The organism is Paraprevotella sp. (genome assembly GCF_986071375.1).
In genome coordinates this window covers 83,198-106,962 of sequence record NZ_CFQRNQ010000007.1, presented here as the reverse complement: position 1 = coordinate 106,962, position 23,765 = coordinate 83,198, and the positions used below count along the sequence as shown (strand labels likewise).

General features: G+C 51.8%; 17 protein-coding genes. 9 read left to right on the top strand and 8 right to left on the bottom strand.

Annotated features, from left to right (window positions below):
- Positions 1-85: 85 nt before the first annotated feature.
- The 4 genes from AC5RDV_RS05575 to ruvB form a co-directional block, all read right to left on the bottom strand.
- A complete protein-coding gene (locus AC5RDV_RS05575; protein WP_282747718.1) occupies positions 86-979 on the bottom strand; it encodes a glycerophosphodiester phosphodiesterase family protein in 894 nt (297 codons plus the stop codon).
- A gap of 102 nt (positions 980-1,081) precedes the next feature.
- The gene (gene crcB / locus AC5RDV_RS05570; protein WP_282747719.1) at positions 1,082-1,459 is read right to left on the bottom strand and encodes a fluoride efflux transporter CrcB; all 378 of its coding nucleotides are present in this window, start codon (positions 1,457-1,459) and stop codon (positions 1,082-1,084) included.
- 13 nt (positions 1,460-1,472) lie between these two features.
- Positions 1,473-1,898 (bottom strand): rRNA maturation RNase YbeY, encoded by a 426-nt coding sequence (ybeY, locus tag AC5RDV_RS05565; protein ID WP_008629410.1) that lies wholly within the window; start codon positions 1,896-1,898, stop codon positions 1,473-1,475.
- A 14-nt stretch (positions 1,899-1,912) separates the two neighbouring features.
- Positions 1,913-2,947 carry a Holliday junction branch migration DNA helicase RuvB gene (gene ruvB / locus AC5RDV_RS05560; protein ID WP_008629409.1) on the bottom strand — a complete coding sequence of 345 codons (1,035 nt, stop codon included), beginning with the start codon at positions 2,945-2,947 and terminating at the stop codon, positions 1,913-1,915.
- A 94-nt stretch (positions 2,948-3,041) separates the two neighbouring features.
- On the opposite strand from ruvB, the gene AC5RDV_RS05555 reads away from it, so the two are divergent.
- The 4 genes from AC5RDV_RS05555 to AC5RDV_RS05540 are packed head-to-tail and all read left to right on the top strand — an operon-like array spanning position 3,042 to position 9,385.
- Complete coding sequence (locus AC5RDV_RS05555; protein WP_282747720.1) at positions 3,042-4,277, top strand: nucleoside recognition domain-containing protein; 1,236 nt, start codon at positions 3,042-3,044, stop codon at positions 4,275-4,277.
- Positions 4,278-4,298: 21 nt separating this feature from the next.
- The gene (locus AC5RDV_RS05550) at positions 4,299-5,801 is read left to right on the top strand and encodes a lipopolysaccharide biosynthesis protein (protein ID WP_008629402.1); all 1,503 of its coding nucleotides are present in this window, start codon (positions 4,299-4,301) and stop codon (positions 5,799-5,801) included.
- Between the two features lie 5 nt (positions 5,802-5,806).
- A complete protein-coding gene (locus AC5RDV_RS05545) occupies positions 5,807-7,201 on the top strand; it encodes a TIGR00341 family protein (RefSeq protein ID WP_008629400.1) in 1,395 nt (464 codons plus the stop codon).
- 18 nt (positions 7,202-7,219) lie between these two features.
- Positions 7,220-9,385, top strand: a complete 2,166-nt coding sequence (locus AC5RDV_RS05540; RefSeq protein WP_195995995.1) for a S46 family peptidase — start codon at positions 7,220-7,222, stop codon at positions 9,383-9,385.
- A 79-nt stretch (positions 9,386-9,464) separates the two neighbouring features.
- Here the strand turns inward: AC5RDV_RS05540 and AC5RDV_RS05535 are convergent, their stop codons facing one another.
- The gene (locus AC5RDV_RS05535; protein ID WP_008629397.1) at positions 9,465-11,459 is read right to left on the bottom strand and encodes a DEAD/DEAH box helicase; all 1,995 of its coding nucleotides are present in this window, start codon (positions 11,457-11,459) and stop codon (positions 9,465-9,467) included.
- Between the two features lie 215 nt (positions 11,460-11,674).
- On the opposite strand from AC5RDV_RS05535, the gene AC5RDV_RS05530 reads away from it, so the two are divergent.
- A complete protein-coding gene (locus AC5RDV_RS05530) occupies positions 11,675-12,607 on the top strand; it encodes a carbohydrate kinase family protein (protein ID WP_282747721.1) in 933 nt (310 codons plus the stop codon).
- Between the two features lie 181 nt (positions 12,608-12,788).
- Complete coding sequence (locus tag AC5RDV_RS05525) at positions 12,789-16,013, top strand: hypothetical protein (protein WP_282747722.1); 3,225 nt, start codon at positions 12,789-12,791, stop codon at positions 16,011-16,013.
- Positions 16,014-16,108: 95 nt separating this feature from the next.
- On the opposite strand, the gene AC5RDV_RS05520 is transcribed toward AC5RDV_RS05525, so the two are convergent.
- The 3 genes from AC5RDV_RS05520 to AC5RDV_RS05510 all read right to left on the bottom strand — a co-directional run bounded on the left by AC5RDV_RS05520 (position 16,109) and on the right by AC5RDV_RS05510 (position 19,396).
- Positions 16,109-17,125 carry an outer membrane beta-barrel protein gene (locus AC5RDV_RS05520; protein ID WP_282747723.1) on the bottom strand — a complete coding sequence of 339 codons (1,017 nt, stop codon included), beginning with the start codon at positions 17,123-17,125 and terminating at the stop codon, positions 16,109-16,111.
- A gap of 724 nt (positions 17,126-17,849) precedes the next feature.
- Complete coding sequence (locus AC5RDV_RS05515; RefSeq protein ID WP_130893835.1) at positions 17,850-18,383, bottom strand: LOG family protein; 534 nt, start codon at positions 18,381-18,383, stop codon at positions 17,850-17,852.
- Between the two features lie 32 nt (positions 18,384-18,415).
- Positions 18,416-19,396 carry a LuxR C-terminal-related transcriptional regulator gene (locus AC5RDV_RS05510; protein WP_345894535.1) on the bottom strand — a complete coding sequence of 327 codons (981 nt, stop codon included), beginning with the start codon at positions 19,394-19,396 and terminating at the stop codon, positions 18,416-18,418.
- Between the two features lie 240 nt (positions 19,397-19,636).
- On the opposite strand from AC5RDV_RS05510, the gene AC5RDV_RS05505 reads away from it, so the two are divergent.
- The 3 genes from AC5RDV_RS05505 to AC5RDV_RS05495 all read left to right on the top strand — a co-directional run bounded on the left by AC5RDV_RS05505 (position 19,637) and on the right by AC5RDV_RS05495 (position 23,729).
- Positions 19,637-20,938, top strand: coding sequence for a hypothetical protein (locus AC5RDV_RS05505; RefSeq protein WP_282747725.1), 1,302 nt, complete (start codon positions 19,637-19,639; stop codon positions 20,936-20,938).
- A gap of 45 nt (positions 20,939-20,983) precedes the next feature.
- Entirely contained in the window at positions 20,984-22,177 is a 1,194-nt protein-coding gene (locus tag AC5RDV_RS05500) for an imelysin family protein (protein ID WP_282747726.1), read from the top strand.
- 109 nt (positions 22,178-22,286) lie between these two features.
- Positions 22,287-23,729 (top strand): di-heme oxidoredictase family protein, encoded by a 1,443-nt coding sequence (locus AC5RDV_RS05495; protein WP_281528826.1) that lies wholly within the window; start codon positions 22,287-22,289, stop codon positions 23,727-23,729.
- The last annotated feature ends 36 nt before the right edge of the window (positions 23,730-23,765 follow it).

Here is a 23,765-nt window from a genome sequence, read left to right as displayed (position 1 = left end):
TTGAAGGGGCTGTCCGGATAAAATCTTCCAGACGACCTCTTTTTCCATCTTACCGTTCAGGCTCTACGGTGGGAACCGGACTGGTTCAAAGGTTCCTTCTTCCTTTTTTCTCCAAATATTCAATCAACTCTTCCGGACGGTCGGTCTGTATGACAGTGGCCCCGCGATCGAGCACCCAGCCCCAGTGGGCATCGGGGTCGGACAGGGCTTTCTCGTCTTCATGGCCACCGCACAGGCTCGCCCACAACGTATTGATCCAGACACGGCAATCCGATGCGGCTATCACCGGCAAGTAGGACAACTTGGCAAAACGGTCTGTCTTGAAAATAACCTCCACGGCCTGCGGGCGGAATGCGGAAAGGAACGAAGCGACGTAGGGTATCGCTCCCTCGCCATCGAGATCCACCACGGGCATATAAAGAATGTCCTTGTAGCCGGAAAGCTGCCGTTCCACCTCCTCTACCGTGCCGCGCCCCTTCAGCACCACATGGTCTTCCGTACCCGTCTTGCGGATAATCGGCGCAATCTCGGACAGGTAATCTCCGCCCTTGTCGATGTTCACCAACACCGCCCCCTTGCAAGCCGTCAGGGCTTCCTCCAGCGTGGGTATGGTCTCGTCCGAAAGATTTCCGTCCGCCCGGCGCAGGCGGAAACGCTTCAGCTCCTCCACCGTGTAGTCTGCCACGTTGCCTTTGCCTTCCGTCGTGCGGTCGATGCTCCCGTCGTGCATCAGCACGAAACCGCCGTCCTTCGTCCGTTGGATGTCAATCTCCACCATGTCCACCCCCATGTCTGCCGCCCCTTTGATGGCCGCCACGGAGTTCTCGGGCGCATGCCGCCAGTCGCCCCTGTGGGCCACGACGAATACATAATCGGAGCGGCTGTCTTGCAGTTCCGCCCTCAACCGGCTGATATGCCCGTCAGCCTGTACGCACAGTGCCAGACACCACAGCCCAACCGTAAAAAGAATCTTTTTCATTTCCCTTTCATGTTTAACCGGAGTAAAAGTAGTCCTTTCCGTGGGAAACGCCGGAAAAGATTTACGTCTAAGATTGACAATCTTGTGTCTTCGGGACGCAAATCAGAAAACACGTACCAGAAAATGGCCGAACCACACGGCCAACAGCCCCAAGGCAAAGCTCAACACCGCGTATGCGGCAAACGACCAGAACTTGTCTGAAAGGAAAAGGATGTAGTTCTCGTGTACGAACGTGGAGAAGGTGGTAAACCCTCCGCAAAAGCCCACCGTGAGGAACAAACGCCACTCGGGGGACAAGACATCCGTCCGCTCAAACCAACCGTACAACAAGCCGATGAACAGGCAACCCGCCACATTGACGACCATCGTTCCCAACGGGAGATGAGTAAAATTGCCCGCCGAGACCCACCGGGTCAGCCCGTAGCGGGCCATGCCGCCCACGAAACTACCGGCTCCGACGCACAACAAGGTCTTCCACATTTGCCTCCTCCCGTCATTGGGCCAATGAAGAACGCAAAGCCAAAGCCTTGTCTTCGGCCGCCTCCATGATTTCACGTTCGCCCGGCCCCTTGTCGTTAATGCCGCAAAGGTGCAGGATACCGTGTATGATGACACGGTGCAGTTCCTCTTCGTAGGTTGCCCCCACCTGCTCGGCGTTGGTCCGCACCGTGTCGAGGCTGATGAAGAGGTCGCCCGAAATCACGTCACCTTCGCAATAATCAAACGTGATGATGTCCGTGTAATAATCGTGCCCGAGATACTGGCGGTTCACCTCCAGAATCTTCTCGTCGTCCACGAAGATATAGGCAATCTCGCCTACCCTTTTGCCGTAACTCGCAGCCACGGCTTTCACCCAGGCCGTGTTTTCGCGTTTCTTGATGGAGGGCATCTTCACGCCGTCCGTATTGTAAGTAACCATCTCTTTCCTATGTTTTAATCGTCAAACAAACTGCCTTGCAACTCCGTCGTGAAACGGCTGCGCCCCAAATGCTTGTAAGCCATGTCCGTCACCTCCCGTCCGCGCGGCGTGCGCTTGATGAACCCTTCTTTGATCAGGAAAGGCTCATACACCTCTTCCACCGTCCCCGCATCTTCCCCGATGGCCGTGGCGATGGTCGTAATGCCAACCGGCCCGCCCTTGAACTTATCAATAATGGTAAGCAGAATCTTGTTGTCTATCTCGTCCAGTCCGTAGCGGTCAATATTCAGAGCTTCCAATGCATAACGTGCAATGGCCATGTCCACCCGTCCCGTGCCGCGCACCTGGGCAAAATCGCGCACGCGCCGCAAAAGCGCATTGGCGATACGGGGGGTTCCACGGCTGCGTCCGGCAATCTCCATGGCAGCATCGTGCTCGATGGGTACGGAAAGAATGTGCGCCGAACGTTCCACGATGCGCGAAAGCACCTCAGCGTCATAATACTCCAGATGCAGGTTGATGCCGAAACGGGCACGGAGGGGAGCGGTAAGCAGGCCGCTGCGCGTAGTGGCACCCACCAACGTGAAGGGATTCAAATCGAGTTGTATGCTGCGCGCCGACGGGCCTTTGTCTATCATGATGTCTATCCGGTAGTCCTCCATGGCGGAATAAAGATATTCCTCCACTACGGGACTAAGCCGATGGATTTCGTCGATAAAGAGCACGTCGTTCGGCTCCAGCGAAGTCAGGATACCGGCCAAATCGCCCGGCTTGTCCAGTACAGGGCCGGACGTGACCTTGAAACCCACGCCCAGTTCGTTGGCTATGATGTTGCTCAACGTGGTCTTCCCCAATCCCGGAGGACCGTGCAACAAAGTATGGTCGAGGGGCTCGCCCCTGTACTTGGCAGCCTCGACGAAAACTTTCAGGTTTTCCACCACCTTCAACTGTCCGCTGAAATCCCCGAACTGGAGCGGACGCAAGGCATTCTCGAACTCGCGCTCGGCAGACGAGTTTGAGGAACGGCGTATGTCGAAATCTTCTTCCATTGTGCGGCAAAGATAGCATCTTTTCCGCACAAAACGGGCATGCGTCCCATTTTTTATGTAACTTTGCCTTTCAATCATGTAACGAGAGATTTCTATGGTTCTGAATTACATTTGGGTGGCATTCTTCGGCATCGCATTCCTCATCGCGGCAGGGAAGTTGGTATTCGCAGGCGATGCCGGCGTGTTTCCGGCCATCATGGACTCCACGTTCAGTTCCGCCAAGACGGCTTTCGAGATTTCCCTCGGCCTGACCGGCGTGCTCTCGCTTTGGATGGGCATCATGAAAATCGGGGAACGGGGCGGAGTGGTCAATATATTGGCACGCGGCCTCAGCCCGCTCTTCTGCAAGCTCTTCCCGGACATTCCCAAGAACCATCCCGTCATCGGAAACATTTTCATGAACATCTCTGCCAATATGTTGGGACTGGACAATGCGGCCACGCCCTTGGGACTGAAAGCCATGGAAAGCCTTCAGGAACTGAACCCGAAAAAAGACACAGCTAGCAACCCGATGATCATGTTCCTTGTGCTGAACACTTCGGGACTGACCATCATCCCTGTCAGCATCATGGTTTACCGGACCCAAATGGGAGCGGCACAGCCCACGGACGTGTTCATCCCGATTCTGTTGGCGACCTTTGCCTCCACGCTGACGGGTATCATCGTCACCAGCCTTTATCAACGCATCAACCTGCTAGACAGGGTGGTCGTACTGGCATTGGGAGGGGCCTGTCTGGCCGTGGCCGGCATCGTGTACGGCTTCAGCCGGTTGGACAAAGAAGAAATGAACTTGTGGAGCACGACTATCGCCAACGTGTTGCTGTTCTGCATCATCATCGCTTTCATGGCTGCCGGTGTCAGAAAACGCGTTAACGTGTACGACGCTTTTATCGAAGGAGCAAAAGACGGTTTTACCACAGCCGTACGCATCATTCCCTATTTAGTCGCCATCTTAGTGGGCATCGGGGTATTCCGTGCTTCGGGTGCCATGGACTTGTTGACAGACGGCATCGCCGCTGTCGTCAAAGCCTGCGGCGGCGATGCAGGCTTTGTCGGTGCCTTGCCTACCGCACTGATGAAACCGCTGAGCGGCAGCGGGGCGCGCGGCATGATGGTGGATGCCATGGAGACCTACGGTGCAGACTCCTTCGTGGGGCGGTTGAGCTGTATTTTCCAAGGCGCGACAGACACCACCTTTTATATATTGGCCGTTTACTTCGGCAGCGTGGGCATCACCCGCACGCGGCATGCCGTGGCTTGCGGCCTGTTGGCCGATTTGGCAGGCATAGTGGCCGCCATCGGTGTGGCTTATCTCTTTTTCGGGGCATAATAGAAACAAAACGGACGAAATATGGCAGAATTGAAATCGGTGGCCAAAGACACCGCCATCTACGGACTAAGCAGCATCATCGGAAGATTCCTGAACTATTTGCTGGTTCCGCTCTATACGGCCAAGATGACCGTAGAAAGCGGAGGCTATGGCATCGTGACCAACATTTATGCCTACGTGGCGCTTTTGATGGTCATCCTCACGTTCGGCATGGAAACCACGCTGTTCCGTTTTGCCAACAAAGAGGGGGAAAACCCGCAAACCGTCTATAGCACGACACTCACCATGGTAGGTGGCCTGTCTCTGTTGTTTGCCTTGCTCGTACTCTCTTTCCTTAATCCGATAGCTTCTGCCATGGGGTATGCCGAACACCCGGAATACGTGGGTGTCATGGCGGTCACGGTAGCCTTGGATGCCTTTCAATCTATTCCTTTCGCATGGCTGCGCTACCAACACCGTCCCATCAAGTTTTTTGCGTTGAAGATGCTGTTCATCGTGCTCAACATCACGTTGAACATCCTTTATTTCGTCGTGCTTCCGGCATTGTACGTCCGCCACGCATGGGTGGGCGCAATCTATGACCCGTCTGTCGGACCGGGATATGCCTTCATCCTGAACCTTGCCTGTACATCGTTCATCACCTTCTTCTTCATTCCCGAACTGACAGGATTCAAATATCGGTTCGACACCCGGCTGATGAAACGCATGTTGGGCTACAGTTGGCCCATCCTGATTCTTGGCATTGCAGGCATCCTGAACCAGACGGCCGACAAAATCATCTTCCCGTTGGTGTACGGTGACGCAGAAACGGCCAAGTCCGAACTGGGCATCTACGGTGCCTGCGTGAAGATTGCCATGATAATGGCCATGATTACCCAAGCCTTCCGCTATGCTTACGAGCCGTTCGTGTTCGGCAAGGCTAAGGACAAGAACAGTGGGGAGACCTATGCCTCAGCCATGAAATTCTTCATCATCTTCACCCTTCTGGCATACCTCTGCGTCATCGGCTACATGGACATCCTGAAACGCATCATAGCACCCGATTATTGGCCTGGCTTACGTGTTGTCCCCATTGTCATGGCTGCCGAAATCATGATGGGGATATACTTCAATCTTTCGTTTTGGTATAAGCTCATCGACAAGACGATTTGGGGGGCCTGGTTCTCGACTGCCGGTTGTTTGGTCCTCTTTGCGGTCAACATCGTCTTTATCCCGACATACAGCTACATGGCTTGTGCCTGGGGCGGTTTCGCCGGATACGCCACAGCCATGCTCCTGTCCTACATTGTGGGACAGAAGAAAAACCCCGTCCGCTATCCGTTGAAATCCATCGGCATCTACGTACTGATTGCCGGGGGCTTCTACGCCATCATGGCCGGTACGCCCGAAGAATGGCCCGTATGGACACGGTTGGGCATTAACACGGTGCTCATCCTGCTCTTCGTCGGACATATCCTGAAACACGACCTGCCGGTACGAAGCCTACCGGTCATCGGCAAATATTTTCGTAAACCTCAAAAATAAAAGCAATGGAAAACAAGACAAAAAAGGAACGAGGTTACCTCAACCTGTTCATTCGTAGGTTGCTGAGCTTACGTAACGACAAAGCTCCCGAAGAAGAAACGATAGCTTCCATCAAGGCCAGCGTGGAATTCCGGGGTGCCAATCTATGGATTCTGATTTTTGCCATCTTCGTGGCTTCTTTAGGGCTGAACACCAACTCGGCCGCCGTCATCATCGGTGCCATGTTGATTTCACCTCTCATGGGACCTATCATGGGCATGGGATTAGGCGTAGGTATCAATGATTTCGAATTGCTCAAAAGGGCGTTCCGAAGTTTCGCCACGGCCACCATTTTCAGCGTACTCACTGCCACGTTCTATTTTGCCATCACCCCGATAGATGAAGCCCAGTCGGAACTTTTGGCCCGCACCTCGCCCACCATTTACGATGTGCTCATCGCCTTATTCGGCGGATTGGCCGGCATCGTGGCCTTGTGCAGCACCGGGCAACGAGGCGGTAACGTAATCCCAGGCGTAGCCATAGCCACAGCCATCATGCCTCCCCTTTGTACCACAGGCTTCGGCATAGCCACCGGAAACTGGATTTATGCCGCCGGAGCTTTCTATCTCTATCTGATTAACTCCATATTCATAAGCCTTGCCACTTTCATCGGAGTCAACATCTTCGACTTCAAGAAGAAGGTGTTCGTGGACAAACAACGGGAAAAAAGAGTGAAACACATCATCGTCACCATCGCTGTATTGACGATGTTACCCTCAACCTTGCTGACTTACATGTTGGTACGTGAAAACTTTTTCACCAGCAAAGCCAACAACTTCGTGGCACAAGTCGTCACATCGGAACAAACTCAGGTAATAGCCAAAGAAGTGGACTATCATACCAAAGAAATCCGCCTCGTGACCATCGGTGAAGAAATCCCCGAAAAAGAATTAACCCGAATGAAAAGCCAAATGGAAAATTTCGGACTGGAAGATGCCAAACTATCCATTGTACAAGGAACAAAAAATCTTAGTGCCAGCGAACTGAAGACCATGCTGAATGATCCGGCAAGCAGGCAAGCCGACAAAAACGCGCAACTCTTAGCCAACGAACAACAACGTGCGGACAAACTGCAAAAAGAACTGGACGTTTACAAAAAGACCGAATTACAGGCTCAGTCCATCAGCGCGGAAATGGCTACGCTCTTTCCAGAAGCGGCTCGTGTCAGCATTGCCCGCACTTTCTCCTATGCTGTTAGTGACAGCCTGCAAAAGGATTCACTGACCTTAGTCAGCCTCACCCTAAAAAAGAAACTGAATACCGAGACGCGCGAGAAGATGGAAGAATGGCTGAAAACCAGACTTAAAACACCCGACATGAAACTCATCGTCGGGACTAAAATAGAAAATAACGACAAATAACCCTATTAACAAATAAACATGAAGAAAAAGTTTTTAACGTTACTCGCTTTCGTTTGTGGCCTCAACGGTATGAAGGCCGACGAGGGCATGTGGATGCTCAGCCACATTTCACCCAAAAGCATGAAGGTCATGAAAGATTTGGGACTGCAAATGAGCGAAAAGGAATTGTATAATACGAAAGGGACCTCGCTGAAAGACGCTGTGGTAAGTTTTGGCGGTTTCTGTTCCGGTGTCGTTGTCTCACCGGATGGTTTGGTCTTTACAAACCACCACTGTGGCTTCGGCAACATACAGGCTTTGGCCACACCTGAAAACGACATCCTGAAGAATGGATTCGTGGCCCGCACCCAAGCGGAAGAACTTCCGGCAAAAGGTCTCTATGTACAGATACTGCAAAGGACGGAAGACATCACTAAACGGGTAAACAAAGCTTTGGACAAATACTACAAGGAACATGCCGCCGAGATGGCCACATTGGGTGAAAATGCCAAGGAAAAAATGCGTTGGAACGGTGTGGATTCCATCTGCCTGGCCATAGAAAACGAATATGCGAAAAAATACCCGGAGTTGGTTTGCGAAGTCAGTCCTTATTACACGGGAAACGCTTTCTACGTCAACGTATATAAACAATACGATGACATCCGCCTTGTGTTCGCGCCGCCTCAAAGCTTAGGCAAGTTCGGCGGTGAAACGGACAATTGGATGTGGCCGCGCCAAACCTGTGACTTCAGTGTCTTCCGCATTTATGCCGATAAGGATAACCAACCTGCCGGATACAATGCGGACAACCGCCCGTTGAAAGCCGAACGTTATGCTAAAGTATCTTTGGATGGTTTCAAGAAAGGAGACTACTGTATGACCATCGGCTATCCCGGACGTACTAACCGTTATCTCTCTTCTTACGGAATCGTGGAACGCATGGAGAATACCAACGAATCCCGAATCAATGTACGCGGCTTAAAGCAAAGTATATGGAAGAAATGGATGGACAGTGATCCGAAAATCCGTTTGCAGTACGCTTCCAAATATGCCAACAGTTCCAACTATTGGAAAAACAGCATCGGCATGAACAAGGCCCTTAAAGAGTTGAAAGTCGTAGAACAGAAGAAAAAACAAGAACAACAAATCAACGAATGGGCACAAAAAAGCAAAAAAAGACAGGAAAACTTTGGTAACTTGGCTCCCGAACTCGAAAAAGCGTACGCAGCCCGCAAAGACGGTAACCGTGCCATCGCGTTCCTCAACGAGTCTTTCCTTGGAGGTCCCGACTTGCTGCGTATCGCCATGTACTTCAACAACCTGCAAAGCGCAGGAGAAGAAACGGGAAAGGAAACGTGGAAAAACCGTCTGCGTCAACAATACAAGGACTGGAACAAAGAGGTCGACAAGGAAACGATGACGGCCTTGATGGACAACTACGCCAAACAAGTAAAACCCGAATATCTGCCGGACTTCTATCAGACGATAGAAAAGGAATACGATAACGACATCAGCGCCTACGTGGATGCCATGTTCAAACAGTCGGTCCTGACCGACACAAACTGTGTCAACCTGACGCTGACCCAAGAACAAAAAGATAATGACATGGCACTGAAATGCCTGAAGAGCGTGATGGAACTTGGCGGAAAGGTATCTGACGGAATCAGCCAGTACAACATGGATGTGGCAGAAAAGGAAAGACTGCTTTGCGAAGCCATACTTGAAATGGAAATGGACCAACCGCATTATTCGGATGCGAACTCGACCATGCGCCTGAGTTACGGCTTCGTAGACGACTACACCAGTGCTGCCGGACACCAGAACTACTTTACTACCATGCCGAGCCTGTTGGATAAAGTCGCACAAAGCGACAAAATCGACGAATATAAGGTGGAACCGGAAGTAAAGGTCCTGTTTGAAAAAGGCGACTTCGGCCCTTACAAAGACAAGGAAAGCGGCGAAATGCAGCTCTGTTTCCTGACGAACAATGACATCACCGGCGGAAATTCCGGTAGCCCGATGTTCAACGGCAAAGGCGAACTTATCGGACTGGCTTTCGACGGCAACTGGGATGCCTTGAGTAGCGACATTACTTTCACACAGGATTTGACCCGTTGCATCGGTGTGGATATCCGTTATGTACTCTACATCATCGACCGATGGGGAAGAGCCGAACGTCTCATCCAAGAAATAGGTGCACGATAAAAAACAAAGAAACGGCAAGCAATAATGCAAGACTCCCGGTTTGCATATCTGTAGCAAACCGGGAGTCTTGCATTATTGCTTATTTTTTCGGGAAGCGGCGTGCCCATCCTTCTTCCGAGAAGTCCGGCTCATCACCTACCAAGTCCTTTCCTCCTTGCGGCAAATCTTTTCCGCCTTGTGGTTGAAAGAACTGTTTCCAATCATCTTTCGTATATTTCTTACCACGTGGTTCGGTGTAACCCCGTTCCTCACGAGACGGCTTGGCTGCTTTCCGTGCATTATCCTTATTGGCAACATCCTTGTCCTTCTTGCCTTTCCTTTTGCCGGACATGGCCTCCTCATAGGTTTTTCCTCCACCGCGTCTCTTGCGGTCGCGACCACCCTTTGCGTCACCACCGCCCCGACCGCCACGGCCGGACCGACGGTTCGACTTACCATCTCCGGCTTCGTGAGCCTCTCCGGTAGCCACTTCCACGTTGACTTTACGTCCCTTCACCTGCACACCGGAAAGCCCGTGCAACACGCGGTCGGCCTCACCGTCGGGCACCTCAAAGAAAGAAAAGCTCTTCATCAGGTCGATACGCCCGACTTCTACCTTGCCTTGCACATGGTCGTTCACCAGTTTCATCACCTCTTTGGCATAGAAACCGTCCACCTTACCCACGTTAAGGAACAACCGGGTGTATCCCTCTTCGGGCTTGCGCCCGCCGCGTTGGCCTTTCTTGCCGCCTTTCTCCCCACGTCCCGTCGGTTCGCTGATTTCAGGCGCGTTGGCATAGTATTGCAGGAAACGTCCGAACTCCCGGCTCACCACACGCTTGATGAGGTCTTCCTTGTCGAGCCATTCCAACTTGCGGTACACTTCGGGCAGGAACTGTTCGATTTCCTCCTCATCCACTTCCACACGCTCGATGTCGTCTATTACCTTATATAATTGTTTGGCGCAGATTTCCTTGCCACTGGGCATCTCTCCCTTCACAAACTCCTTGCCGATAACCTTTTCTATCTCGCGGATTTTGGAACGTTCGCGCGTGTGAACGATACAAATGCTCGTCCCTTTCTTGCCTGCACGCCCTGTACGCCCGCTGCGGTGCGTGTAATTCTCGATGTCGTCCGGCATGCCGTAATTGATGACGTGCGTCAAGTCTTCCACGTCGAGTCCTCGCGCCGCCACGTCGGTAGCCACGAGGAACTGTACGCGGTGTTGGCGGAATTTCTGCATCGTCAGGTCACGTTGTTGCTGCGAAAGATCCCCGTGCAACGAGTCGGCATTGTACCCATCCTGTATCAATTTATCTGCCACTTCCTGCGTTTCCAAACGCGTGCGGCAGAAAATAATGGCATAAATCTTGGGATAATAGTCCACGATGCGTTTCAATGCCAGATATTTGTCCTTGGCATGCACCATGTAATACACATGGTTCACCGTTTCTGCTCCTTCATTACGCGAACCTACCACGATTTCCTTGGCATCGCGCAAGTATTTCTTCGAGATACGCTCTATCTCACGGCTCATCGTGGCAGAGAAGAGTAATGTGTTGTGATTTTCGGGCACTCCGGCCAGAATCTTGTCGATACTCTCCGTGAACCCCATGGAAAGCATCTCGTCAGCCTCGTCCAACACCACGTTTTCCACATGCTCCAGCGAAGCTGCCTTGCGCTCCATCAGGTCGATCAGACGGCCCGGCGTAGCCACAATGACCTGTACGCCCTTCCTCAGCGTACGGATTTGCGGTTCGATGTTCGCACCGCCGTACACCGGCAACACGCGCACACCGGGCAAGTACTTAGAGTAGTTCTCCAAATCATCCGCTATCTGCAAACAAAGTTCTCGGGTGGGACTTAAGATCAAAGCCTGCGTTTCGTTCCGGCTAGCATCCACTTTCTGCAAAACAGGAAGGCCGTAAGCCGCCGTCTTCCCTGTACCGGTCTGCGCCAGTGCCACAACATCGTTATTCACTCCCAGTAAATAAGGAATCACTTCCTCCTGTACCGGCATCGGGTGTTCATACCCCATTTCCTCAATAGCTTGTCTGATTTCCGCAGAAACACCAAGCTCCTCAAAAGTTTTCAATACGTTAATTATTAAATTAATACACCAAAGGCAGCGCACGGCGCATACTACATACAAAAACAACCCTTCAGTGTATCATCACGCCTGAAAACCGCCTTCCCTAAAAATTAGGTGCGCAAAGATACGACAAATCTTCGTTTTTTTCACTTTTTTCTACGACTTATTCCACTTTTTTATCGTATGTTTGCATTCACTTGTTTCTAAACTAGACATTCATGCGCAAAGTCATTGGGATGGGCGAAACCATCATGGACATCATTTTCCACGGGGAACAACCCACGGCAGCTGTACCGGGAGGCTCGTCGTTCAACAGTATTATCTCCATCGGACGGGCAGGCATCCCGGCTGTTTTCGTCGGCGAAACGGGACACGATGAAGTGGGACGGCGTATCGCGGATTTCTTGAACGCCAACCATGTGGATGCCAGTTTCCTGCGGATGCGCGACGATATCCAGTCTGCCGTGTCGTTGGCTTTCCTCGATGAACGGAACGATGCCCATTACATGTTCTACAAACAACCGCCACGTACGTTGAAGGGCTTCATCCACCCCACGGTGGAGGCCGATGACATCGTGCAGTTCGGTTCCTACTATGCACTCAATCCGCACATCCGCCCGCAGGTCAAGGCTTTTTTGGAATACGCGCACGGACAAGGTGCCATCTTGTATTACGACCTGAATTTCCGACGCACATACCAAGACCGCATAAAGGAACTGCTTCCGGCCATCCATGAAAATTTCCGGTTAGCCACTGTGGTACGCGGTTCGGCCGACGACTTTGAGGTTATGTACGGCCTACGCGACGCGGAAGAAATTTACCACCGCCATATCGCGCCCTACTGCCCGCTGTTCCTCTGTACCTGCGGTGCGGAAAACATCATGCTGTGCACCCCAAAAGGGAGTTCCCGTTTTCCGGTACCACCCGTGCGCACGGTAAGCACCATCGGAGCCGGTGACAACTTCAATGCCGGATTCATTTACGGATTGATACGCTATGGCATCCGCTGTACCGGTTTGCCAGACCTTTCCGAAGCACAGTGGGAACACGCCGTGACATACGGCATCCGGTTTGCAGCCAACGCCTGTGCCAGCATACATAATTCCATCGACGAAGACTTCGGACGGAAAATGTCCCGAAAGATGCCATAACGGCAAAAAGAGGTATCCGGAACAAGATAAATCAACATAGTTACCATCATTTTCAACATAATTGACATGCCTTAGACACTTTAAAAGCTAATTTTGCGTACAATATTGAGACTTTATTCAAACCTGTTCCAACAATCACACCAGGAAACAGGATATTATTATTAACTTAAATTTCTGTGGAATGAAAAACAGATTCTTCCATCTCTTGATGATTGGGACTTTGGCTTGTTGGAGCCCCCAACCGATTTTCGCACAAACGGATGTGACGGAAACCTATTTGAAAAACCCAAGTTTTGAAAACCAGTTCACGGATTGGGAAAACAGCGGCATGCAAAGCCAGACCAATACCTCTTTTCAGTTAAAAGAGGGTAACACGTACGTGGAACGATGGACAGGACAAGGCGGCCAAGTGGCCGACTGCCATGTCAACCAAACTCTGACTACGCTGAAGAACGGAGTCTACAAGTTGACTGCGGCTGCGCAAAACATCCAACAAAACAGCCCTGCCACACAAAGTGGAGCGTATGTCTTTGCCGGCAACGCACAAGTAGCCGTCGGAGCCGCTAACGATTACTCCCTTGAATTCACGGTCATCGAAGGACAAGCCACCATAGGTTTCAAGACCGAGAACGCCACAGGCAACTGGGTTGCCTGTGACAATTTCCGGCTTTACGCACTCAATAACGATTTGGCTGAAATCCAAGAGGAATTGCAACGCCGCATTGAAAAAGGCCAGGCACTGGTATCCGAAAAGATGCAAAAAGACGTGCTCAAGGAATTGAACGCGGCACTCGAAGCCGCACGTCAGGAACTAAACAGCACTACGGACGACAATATGGCTCCCGTAGCCATTCGCCTGCGCCAAGCCACCGAAGCCGCGCAAACCTCCATCCACGCCTATCAGGAATTGCAAGCCGCTATAGACAAGTCACTTGAGGCTTACGGTGACGGAACCCTGAACGGGGCGGCTGAATTCCACGCCGTCATCCAAGAAGCGCAAGCCTTGGCTGAAAACCTGGATGCAAACGCGGAAGATTTAGCAACAGCCGTTGAAAAATTAGGGACAGCCCTTTTGGCTTTCCGAGTAGCTAACCCAACCGGTGACACGCCTGCCGTCGTGACCGACACGCGCTATGCGCGCGGTTCTACCATGGCATTCGGACGGAGCACCATTACTGGAGTGCCTGCAACAGAACTTGCCGAACAAGGTTTCTGTTGGAGCACAGACCCAGAACCGACCATATTGGACAACCGGACCACCGAATATATAGAGAACAACGGGCGTATCTACGTATTGAGGAACCTGACCCCTTCTACCATTTATTACATACGGGCGTATGCCTTGACCAAAGGGTACGCCGTGGGTTACGGCGATGCCATCAAAGTCATCACCATACCAAAAGGAACCATTACGTGGTCCTACAACAACGGGGGAGATGCCGAATCCAATGCACGCATCAACGCAGCCGTAGGTTCCGCCGTAGAGTACTGGAACAACCTGACCAGCATACAAGGATTGCATTTAAGCGTCAATTTCGGGTCGGGCACCCCCACGGCAGACTGCAGCTATGGAGGATGGATGCGCGTAGGCCCCAACGCCAGTTACCAACGCACAGGCACCATCATGCACGAGATGGGACATGCCATCGGTGTAGGGCAACACGCCATTTGGTGGGACGGCAATATGAGAGCCAACGGTGACCGGGGCGACTGGTTGGGAGACCGCGCCAATGAAGTACTGCGCTTTTGGGACAACAACCCCTCAGCTGTCATGACGGGAGACAACACCCACATGTGGCCTTATGGCATCAACGGTGCGCATGAGGACAACGGTAGCGAAGCGCTTTATATCGCGAACGGCCTGATCACGCAAGGACTCGGAGAAGACGGATTGCCACCCACCGGAGGATTCTCTACCCCCGCTTACGTGTTCGAACAGGAGGACAACGTAAAATACTACCTCAAGAACGAGGACGAGGATGCCGGCCTATATTCCTCCTATCTGGTGGCCAACCCTAACACGACGACCGTCAAGTGCGAGGAAATGACAGCTGCCGAAGCCGAAGCCGATGACAACGCGGCATGGCATATCACTTTCGACCCGAAAACCTCTTACTACTCACTCCAAAACGTGGGGACAGGCAAGTATCTGACCTATAACGCTTCAAGAAAGAAATTCTTCACCAAGGAAAAAGACCTTCCCGCCGTAGACGAGAAATTCCATTTCATGAAAGGGCGCATCGACGTCAACATCGGCACCGAAGGCCATGCCCTCACGACACGGGGATATTGGATCATACATCCGGAAAAGGTGCTCAACCCGAATTGCATGGGTTCCAATGCCGGAGGAAGAATCGTCACGGAAGCATTCAATATCAGCAATTCGTCCAAGGGGCAACGCTGGGTCATACTCTCCGGCGAAGGGCTTCAGGCATTCGACCAGGCAATCAAGGACGAACGCAAGGCCGAACTCGAGGAAATGTTGGCACATATCAAGGCATTGGCAGAAACCCCACACACGGAAGACGAAAGCGGAACGGATGCCGCGCTACAAACCAAACTCTCGGAAATAGAGGAAAAAGCCAACCAGGCTGAAACCACCACCGAAGCCATCGCCACACTGACCGAAGAAGCCTTGGCTGCCGGTATGGCATTTCTGGCCGAAGCCACCCCCAAAAGTGTGGAGCACCCCTTCGACATCACATTCCTCATGTCTGATGCCAGCCTCAAGGACGGAGAAGGATGGTCCACCAAACCGGCCATCTCTTTCTCCTGTGGGGAATTCTTCGAGAAAGCATTCGACTTCAACCAGACCCTCACGGCACTACCGGCAGGAACTTACCAGTTTAAGGGACAAGCGTTCCAACGCCCGGGAAATACAGAAGACGTGTACAAAGCTTTCACCGCAGGACAGGACAATGTCAACGTAGTCATCTATGCAGGCGACGAAGAAGCCAAAATACAAAACATCGCCGCTGAGGCACAAACCAAAAAACTGGGCGGAAGCGAAACGGCTGTAGGCTCCAACCCCACCCGTTACGTGCCGAACAACATGCAAGCCGCCAGCTTTTATTTCGCAGCCGAACTTTACGATAACGGAGTCGTGACGCAATTGGATGAGGATGATTCCAAAATGAAAGTCGGCATGCGGTGCGAGGAAGTGCAGGCCGCTTACTGGACCATTTTCGACAACTTCCGCCTGTACTATTACGGCACCATGTCGCCCGACCAGGTGACTAGCATTCGGCAGACCGTGGCCGACAAGGCACAGTTGGACGGACCTTTCGCCACTCCAGCAGACGTGTACAGCCTCAGCGGAATCCGCGTACGCCAACAGGCCACTTCGCTTGACGGACTGCCACAAGGCATCTACATCGTAAACGGATACAAACTCGTTGTAAGGTAGTAAGGCCAAAAGATGCAGGCATAAAAATCTCCCGGTTACGCAACATACGTGACTGGGAGATTCTTTATGTCCTCCCGCAGAAAAGACATAAAGACCTAAAAATAAAATCGCAGTCCGCCTGTCACGAAGAAATGGAAACAACCGTCCAGCCCTTCGTGTTTCCCAGAATCGCCTAGTTCGCCCAAGCCGTCATCGGAGAAGAACTCCCTTGCAAAGTCTTTACCGGGAAACCAACCCAGTACGTACCCTCCGTTCACCCCAACACCGACGTGCTCGGCCAGACGGTATTCCAGTCCCAACTGGAAGTGCCCGCCCCAACCGTCCAGACCGTAATCCAACCGCGAGTTGCCGCGCACCTTTTCGCGCGAAAAGAATGCCCCCAAGCCCAAACCGGTCTTCACAGACCAATAATCACTGAAAAACAGCCGGGCTACAAATTCCGGCCCGATATAGAAGAAGTTCATGTGGAACCGTTCGTCGGCCAACTCCAACGGCGACTCGATTCCATAAGCCCGGGAATGGTAGGCCGAGAAGAACAGGCCACCGCCAAGCCCCCTCTGCCCCACCCAGTCCCATCCGGCCTGCACCTCCGTGCCCCGGCGCGGATGTCCCCATACGCCCACCCCTCCGGGCGTGCGCAACTCACTGGTAAGGAAACCTCCCCCTGCATTCAGGTAAAGCGTGCTCGTGCCGTCTTTCTCTTCATCCTTCACGATCTCATGGCCCGTATCCGTCCAAAAACGATTCGCGGCAAGCCCGCCCAACGCCAGGTCCACTTCCAGACGCGTACCCGGGAAACGTAACATGTAACCATCCATCCTGCACGACCGTCCCATGAAAGACGAAGATTTTTCCTTCACGGCAAAGGCGTTGCCACCCACCTTGGCCGTCTCCACCTTGACCATGGTCTCAACATCGCTTTCCGTACCCTTCTCCACAGAGGCACGCCCCAACACCTCGGCCACGGAAGGCAAGGTATCCTTTGCCTCGAAAAGCCGTACGTCGTATGCCCGCGTGACGGGATAAGACTTCACCACTTCCGTCATCACTTTCGGACTACATCCCGCGATGAAAAAAGACACACACCCAAAAACAAAAAACGTATTCTTCATTGCATTTTGTTTAACCGTTATACATTAGCATGATTCTCCCCTTGGAAGAAACGGACAGAAACGATTCCCTATAAATCTCCCCAAAGGCCGAAAGCCAATGCCCAAATTTATCATTTTTATTTTTAAGAAACAACATCATACCGCACTTTTAGGCCAAACGGTAACAAAATGTCAGCCTTTCTTTGTAAAAAGGGAATGAAAAAAATGAGTTCCGGAAGCAACCGGAAAGACTTTTTGCATATTTATGCGCATATTCCACCGATTTCCACCTAAAAAACCGCATATATGCAAATCAATCACAGGCGAACGATTTTTCGTTTGGCTGAAAGCGAAAAATCGTTCGCCGCATAACTTTCCGAACCTCACCGCAGAAAAGGGGAAAGAACCCGCGTGAACGGAAAAAAGAGGTCTCGGAAAAGCGGATTTTTCATCTATTTGCCCTGCCTCAGCCTACATAAAATCCCTGCCACATCTCCATGAAAATCCGCATGATGCTTACCCATATCCTCACGGTATGCCATACCACGGCTTTCCCTGTCCTCCGGAAAGAAAGCAAAAAAAGGGAACGGGTGACATTACGTCAAAAGGGAAACCGCCATGGTTGGCGTATTTGCGGGCAAAGCCTTGGCCGGAACGATATGAGCCATTCTCAGAAAGCCGGATTTGACACTTTGGCAAAAAGCCAGTCCGGCCTTTTACATCCTTACCATGGGCTTCAAAAAAACTACGCCAAGACGGCCTGGAGCTCTCCCCACGAACGTGCCACGACAAGGTATTGCCTCAAGGGAACATTGACGAAGCCTCGCCGGTCCATCTCCTGCAACACCGCAACCAACCCGTCCCAAAATCCGTCTAAAGCAAACAAAACCACTTTCTTCCGGTGATAACCGATACTATTCGCAGCCATCACGGTGAACACCTCGTCCAACGTCCCGATACCGCCCGGCAAGGCCACCAACACGTCGCTACGTTCCACCATGATGGCCTTACGGTCGCTCAAATCATGACACGGCACCACCTCGTCCACATAACGGCTCACGCGCCGGCGCGTTTCCAAGACAGACGGTACAATGCCCACCACATGCCCACCGGCATCTTTCACTCCGCGTGCGGCGCTCTCCATCAGACCGGAATCGGCTCCGCCATACACCAATGTCAGGCCGCGCTCTCCCACGAAGCGGCCAAAAGCCCCGGCCAAGTCATAATAGCTTGCCTCAAGCCGGTCCGAAGCGGCACAAAAGAGTCCGATATGTTCCATGTCTACCTAATTTAAAGAAAAGGCATTCACCCTTACAGTTTCACATCTTCCAAGTTAATCAGCCCGTTTACAATCGCATAAATGGTCAACCCTGCGGGAGAATGAATCTGGAGTTTACGGCTGATGTTACGCCGGTGCGTCATCACGGTGTTGACCGATATATACAACTGCTCGGCAATTTCTTTGTTCGACATGCCTTTCACCACGCAAACGATAACTTCTTTCTCCCGGTCGCTCAACGCATCATTCGCGCTATCCTCCCCGTCCTGTTCCTCTGTCTGGGGATTTTCCTCGCGGGCCTGTTCCTGGCGTTCGTCTTCCAACCGCACCACGGCTTCCAGAAACAAGGTGTCCTCCAAATGGCAATGGCTGAACAGGTCTTCTTCCGTCATGAAAAGGTCTATCAACACGTCGTTGAGCAACTGCGCGTTGCTATCCGTGGGATAGTACTTGATGATGATGCTTTTCAGTTCGGACAGGCTTTTTTCGAGCTGCGCGTGGTTGTCGTGATGCTGATGGGACAGCTTGTGGATGTTCACGTCCGGACTGGTTTTCACGCCCTTCATCAAATCGGTCACATACGTATGGATATGCTTGTCTTCGTAATCCATGTGGCGCCCGACTTCCGAAGCGAACTCGTCGTAAAACTTCAGGATGAGAAATGCAATCTGGTTGCGTGCCGAACAGTCTATCGCTTCTATCAATTTGCGCCGGATGGCCGGCAAACGGAACTTCACAAAGTAATCATGGGAACGGCGAAGGTAGTTCATCAATGCCGTGAGCGACAAAGACTCCACAATATCGGACAGATTCGACGTCCGCCCGTTGGGACGTATGAAATTCACCACTGCCAAAAAAGTGGGGGCATCTACTCCCGCCGCCAAACAGGTTTCGCTCACCGTATGGTCGCCAAACCCTAACGTAAGCCCGAACCGACTAATCACCTGCAAGATGCGGTAATCATCGCAAATGATATCTCCCATACGGTCGGTCTCTTTATATTTTTCAGACATGATACCTTAAATCGTTAAACTTCTTGCAAAGAACGGAAAAAAAAACGACCCTGACAATCGCTATAGTTGAGTATTATCAAAAAAATATTAGGTAAAAAACACCTCATGTAGGTATGCCGCCCTAATCCCCCCTCAAATGAGATTGCCCATTTTTGTGTATTGTTGTTTTTTAACCAACCCGGTAACTTTGCAGCGTCAAAACAAATAAAAGTGTAAAAAGACAAAAAAAACAACAACAAGATGAACCAACAGAAGAATCTGCTGACCGCCGCATTGGCCGTCCTGACAGCCTTTAGTAGTGTTTCGGCTCAAGGAGACGAAGACGGCAGCAGCACTTACGAGAAATTCCGCGTGGGCGGATATGGAGAAATGGTAGCCAACTTCAAAGATTACGGCATCAACCGTTATTGGGGCAACAAGATAGGAAATACCAAAACGAACCGTAACACCATTTCCATTCCTCGCTTCGTGGTCGCTTTCGATTATAAGTTCGCTCCCCAATGGGTGTTAGGAGCCGAAATCGAATTTGAAAGCGGAGGAACGGGAGCAGCCTACGAACTGGAAAACAGCGAAAACGGCGATTACGAAACGGAAATAGAAAAAGGCGGCGAAGTGGCTTTGGAACAATTCCACATCACGCGCCTCATCCTTCCGGAAATCAACATGCGGGTAGGCCACTTGATCGTGCCTGTCGGCTTGACCAATTCCCACCACGAACCCGTCAATTTCTTCGGAACGAGCCGCCCGGAAGGGGAAACGAAAATCATCCCCTCCACTTGGCATGAAACGGGTCTTGAATTGTTCGGTACGCTAGGTAAGGGATGGGCTACGTTCGACTACCAGGCTATGGTAGTGACCGGCCTCAACGCCAATGGTTTCGACCGGAAGACGTGGGCCGGAAGCGGCAAGACCAGCATCTTCGAGTACGACAACTTCACCTCACCGGCCTACGTGGCACGTGTAGATTACCGTGGAGTACCGGGCCTGCGCGTGGGAGGTTCATGGTATTTCTGCAACAATATAGGTGCCAATGCAGACAAGCCCACGACTTACACGAGTTACGGCGATATCCCGGTAAGGATATATACGGTGGATGCACAGTACATCAACCGCTTCCTGACATTCCGTGGAAATTGTATCTTCGGCAATCTCGGCAAGAGCGACAAGCTGAGCCAAGCCAACCTGAATTTAGGAAACAACAGCCCTTATACCCGTGCCGTCCCTATCGCCAAGAAGGCAGTGAGCTACGGCACAGAGTTGGGCTTGAACTTACAGGGCATAGCAGGCACTCCCAAATGCCCTGCCCTCTACCCGTTCGCCCGATATGAATACTACAACCCACAGGAAGAAGTAATCGCCCGTCAAGGAGCCGATGACCGAGAAAAAGTAAGCATGTGGACAGCCGGCCTGAACTGGAAGGCCCTGCCGAACCTGGTGTTCAAAGCAGACTACACGACCCGTAAAATCGGCAGCGGCAAATACAACAGCGAAAATGAATTTGCCATTGGCGTGGCCTATGTAGGTTGGTTCTGGAGCAAATAACAAGAGACTATATCATTTCAAATCATATCAAAAAAAATCAAAGTCATGAAAAAGAAATTTTTCTATTCAGCCTTATTCCTGATGGGAATGGCCTTTACAAGTCTCACAACCGCTTCTTGCAGCGACGACGATGACAACAATGGCGGTCCGAAGCCTGACGAAAAGTTCGACGCTGCCGCAAATTTGAACTATACTCCGGAAAACGCCGCCAGTTGGCGCAACTACTCACTCCAAGTAGCCAAGCTGTTGCAGAAGGATGCCACGACCCTCTATGACAGTTGGGAGACTTCGTTCCAAGGCGGAGAAGCTTTCAAAAAGACTTTCATAGAACACAACGGCGGTACTTACACTTCCGCATTGAGCTGTATCGAACAGATTATCGACAAGTGCGTGGAAATCACGGACGAGGTGGGCAACTCCAAAATCGGCGACCCCTACAACAAATGGACGGCCGGACAGCAGACCGAGGCCCTTTACGCCGTGGAATCTTGGTATAGCTTCCATTCACGCGACGACTACTCCAATAACATCCGTTCCATCCGTAACTCTTACTTCAACAGCATGGACAGCACGGTTAGCCAGTACTCATTGTATAACTTGGTACAAAAAATCAATCCTGCGTTGAACACGAAGATTGCCAACGAAATCGAAAGTACTAAGAATGCTATCCTTGCCATCCCGCAACCGTTCCGTAACAATATCGGTGACGCAAAGGTACCTGTGGCACAATCGGCTTGTGTCGCCTTAGGGATAACGCTCACCCAAGAATTAAAAGGTGCCATTCAGGCAGCATACGCAAACGGAACCATTACCGACGCGGAAATGGACAGCGTAGTCAACGGCTTTGTGAACAAGGTGGTGTTGCCTACTTATAAGGACTTGAAAGAAAAGAACACCGCCCTCTGCGCTGCCGTCCAGAACTTCTACAACAATCCGAGTGATGCCACTTTCGAGACAGCCTGCGATGCTTGGTTAGTCGCACGTACTCCGTGGGAACAGAGCGAAGCTTTCTTGTTCGGTCCGGTAGACATCCTCGGTCTTGACCCGAACATGGACAGTTGGCCTTTGGACCAGGTTGCCATCGTCAACATATTGGAGTCTGGCAATTTCGACGACCTGAACTGGGAAGACGGTGACACGGAAGAAGAAATCACAGCCTCACAAGAGGTAAGAGGCTTCCACACCTTGGAGTTCCTGCTGTTCAAGGATGGTAACCCGCGTACCGTTGCCGCACAGTAAACCCAACTCATAACCGCACTGTATAAGTGTAAAAGTGGAGACAGTCCTCACAACGGTTGTCTTCACTTATGTGGTATAAAAAAGACTTATAAAAAACAGACATATCACAATGAACCATACTGTAAAATATTTAGCCCTGTTCTCCTTAGCCTTTAGCCTCGCCGCTTGTGACGACGACGGATTGGACGTGAGGGACGTGGAAATCCCGCAAGGTTACGCCCTTTCGGCCGGAATCTCTACCATTTTCCTCAACAGTTCCGTGGCCTATGACACGCAGGCCGACTGGATTGATGCCGACCCCGATTATGCCATGCGCTTCCGCGACGGCGACGGGCTGTACGACGACACGCGTACCATCTCGGGAGGTCTTGGTCCGGTCTATGCAGGATATTCCTGCGGAAGCTGCCACCGCAATGCCGGGCGCACGAAACCGGAGTTATGGAACGGTGGAGGCAGCTTCGGCGAAGGGGGAAGCGGCTCTTACGGTTTCTCTTCCATGTTGGTGTACATCAGCCGCAAGAACGGCGCATTTTTCCAGAACTACGGACGCGTACTTCATGACCAAGCCATTTACGGTGTTAAACCGGAAGGCAAGCTGAACGTCAAATGGCATTACGAAAAAGGGGCATTCCCCGACGGGGAATACTACGAACTATGCTATCCCGAATACAGCATCAGCGAATGGTATGCCGACAGCATCGCGCCCGAAGACTTGTTCTGCACTGTCAGAATCCCGTTGCGCCATGTCGGCATGGGGCCGATGATGGCCATCGACCGCCACGAAATAGAACAACTGGCTGCGAAGAGCAACTACCCGGAATACGGTATCAGCGGACGCGCCAACTATATCACGGAAAAAGGGAAACTGCAATTAGGGCTGAGCGGCAACAAAGCACAGCATGCCGACCTGACCGTGGAGCTTGGCTTCAGCAGTGACTTGGGCGTCACGAACAGCCGCTATCCGGAAGAAATCTGCGAAGGACAGCTCCAGATGCAGGACGGAAGCATGATGGGACTGACATACGACCAGTTGGACATCAGTGCGGAAGAAATGGAAGATGTGGACTTGTACATGCAGGGGCTTGGCGTACCGGCCCGTCGCGACGTAGATGACCCGACGGTAAAACGCGGGGAGGAGATGTTCTACCAAGCCAAATGCCACTTGTGCCATACCGTCACGCTGCATACCCAACCCCGTGGTTCCACCTTGTTGTTAGGTACGCAACTGACTTGGTTGGGCAGCCAGACCATTCACCCTTACTCCGACTTCCTGCTTCACGACATGGGAAGCGAAATCATGGGTGTAGGATTGAACGACAATTACGTAAGCGGGCTGGCTCGCGGCAATGAGTGGCGCACCACCCCGCTTTGGGGTATCGGGCTACAGGAAAAGGTCAACGGTCACACTTACTTCTTGCACGACGGACGCGCCCGTAACTTTACCGAAGCCATTTTGTGGCACGGCGGAGAAGGGGAAGCCTCGAAAAACCTGTTCAAACAGATGAAGAAAGAAGACCGTGCGGCACTCATCCGATTCCTGCAATCCTTATAACAAGACGACGAAAGCCTCTTGACAGAACAAGCATCA

Coding starts and splice junctions, on each gene's coding strand:
- AC5RDV_RS05575 (WP_282747718.1), bottom strand. CDS start 979: ATGAAAAAGATTCTTTTTACGGTTGGGCTGTGGTGTCTGGCACTGTGC.
- crcB (WP_282747719.1), bottom strand. CDS start 1,459: ATGTGGAAGACCTTGTTGTGCGTCGGAGCCGGTAGTTTCGTGGGCGGC.
- ybeY (WP_008629410.1), bottom strand. CDS start 1,898: ATGGTTACTTACAATACGGACGGCGTGAAGATGCCCTCCATCAAGAAA.
- ruvB (WP_008629409.1), bottom strand. CDS start 2,947: ATGGAAGAAGATTTCGACATACGCCGTTCCTCAAACTCGTCTGCCGAG.
- AC5RDV_RS05555 (WP_282747720.1), top strand. CDS start 3,042: ATGGTTCTGAATTACATTTGGGTGGCATTCTTCGGCATCGCATTCCTC.
- AC5RDV_RS05550 (WP_008629402.1), top strand. CDS start 4,299: ATGGCAGAATTGAAATCGGTGGCCAAAGACACCGCCATCTACGGACTA.
- AC5RDV_RS05545 (WP_008629400.1), top strand. CDS start 5,807: ATGGAAAACAAGACAAAAAAGGAACGAGGTTACCTCAACCTGTTCATT.
- AC5RDV_RS05540 (WP_195995995.1), top strand. CDS start 7,220: ATGAAGAAAAAGTTTTTAACGTTACTCGCTTTCGTTTGTGGCCTCAAC.
- AC5RDV_RS05530 (WP_282747721.1), top strand. CDS start 11,675: ATGCGCAAAGTCATTGGGATGGGCGAAACCATCATGGACATCATTTTC.
- AC5RDV_RS05525 (WP_282747722.1), top strand. CDS start 12,789: ATGAAAAACAGATTCTTCCATCTCTTGATGATTGGGACTTTGGCTTGT.
- AC5RDV_RS05520 (WP_282747723.1), bottom strand. CDS start 17,125: ATGAAGAATACGTTTTTTGTTTTTGGGTGTGTGTCTTTTTTCATCGCG.
- AC5RDV_RS05515 (WP_130893835.1), bottom strand. CDS start 18,383: ATGGAACATATCGGACTCTTTTGTGCCGCTTCGGACCGGCTTGAGGCA.
- AC5RDV_RS05510 (WP_345894535.1), bottom strand. CDS start 19,396: ATGTCTGAAAAATATAAAGAGACCGACCGTATGGGAGATATCATTTGC.
- AC5RDV_RS05505 (WP_282747725.1), top strand. CDS start 19,637: ATGAACCAACAGAAGAATCTGCTGACCGCCGCATTGGCCGTCCTGACA.
- AC5RDV_RS05500 (WP_282747726.1), top strand. CDS start 20,984: ATGAAAAAGAAATTTTTCTATTCAGCCTTATTCCTGATGGGAATGGCC.
- AC5RDV_RS05495 (WP_281528826.1), top strand. CDS start 22,287: ATGAACCATACTGTAAAATATTTAGCCCTGTTCTCCTTAGCCTTTAGC.